Origin of the sequence: Enterobacter sp. UNJFSC 003, from assembly GCF_036903355.1 — a bacterium.
Classification (GTDB): domain Bacteria; phylum Pseudomonadota; class Gammaproteobacteria; order Enterobacterales; family Enterobacteriaceae; genus Enterobacter.
The window spans coordinates 1-231 of sequence record NZ_JBAKHK010000381.1 but is presented as its reverse complement, the minus strand read 5'-3'; the positions used below and the strand labels follow the sequence as shown (position 1 = coordinate 231).

At 55.0% G+C, this 231-nt stretch carries 1 protein-coding gene; it reads right to left on the bottom strand.

Annotated features, from left to right (window positions below; genetic code table 11):
* The coding region (locus tag V5P19_RS24645; RefSeq protein ID WP_334408128.1) for a phage tail protein at positions 1–231 on the bottom strand (231 nt) is incomplete at both ends.

Here is a 231-nt window from a genome sequence, read left to right as displayed (position 1 = left end):
GTATCATTCACCGTAAAATACGGCAGTTTGTCTGCCGCAGTGGCAAGGCCTGCCAGTGCGGTCAGTGTGGCGTCGGCAGGTTGTTTTCCATTGGCAAGGTCATATACAGCCTTCACAGCTTTTGGTGTGGCAGCCTGCGTTTCTGACGTGCTGTTAGTGGCGCTGCTGAGTTGCACGGTACCTTTTACCGTCAGTGAAGCTGCAGGCACATCCGTTATCTGGCTCCACGGG